The 431-nt window shown below is 40.8% G+C and carries 1 protein-coding gene; it reads left to right on the top strand.

Translation table 11 applies throughout. The features are described from left to right. Window positions 1-431: hypothetical protein (locus BAMA_RS24820; RefSeq protein ID WP_034644473.1), on the top strand; the 431-nt coding region annotated here is incomplete at both ends.

The raw sequence follows: 431 nt of genomic DNA on the forward strand, positions 1-431 counted from the left end.
AACTCGCCATCTCGTGTTGCTCGTGATGAAATCGGATACTCTATCCCAGAAGGTACAGCGCTAGGTATGAATCAAAAGGTAGGTCTTGTGGAGGAGGCAGCTAGAACCCTTGCTGAAGCAACGATACCGAAATTGGACAATGGTGCTGAAGAGGCTGCTAGTCTCATCCCTAAGAATATAGCAAGCGCTTTGGAAAACGGGATAAATAATGTAAAGCGTGTAGCTAAAAACCTTGGTAAAGCATCAATGGAAGGATTCAAGGAAGGTGCTCAAGACAATACAAAGCTAGTAAAAGATTTTCATACTTTTTTAAAGCAACAACATAAAAAAGCAGAAGCGGAAATGACGAAGCATACTGAAAAATCTGTGTTTGAACGTGCTGAAATACAGCAAGGCTTAATTCGAGATCGTTTATCAGCTATCGAAAAGTT

The organism is Bacillus manliponensis (assembly GCF_000712595.1).
In the GTDB taxonomy this organism is placed as follows: domain Bacteria; phylum Bacillota; class Bacilli; order Bacillales; family Bacillaceae_G; genus Bacillus_A; species Bacillus_A manliponensis.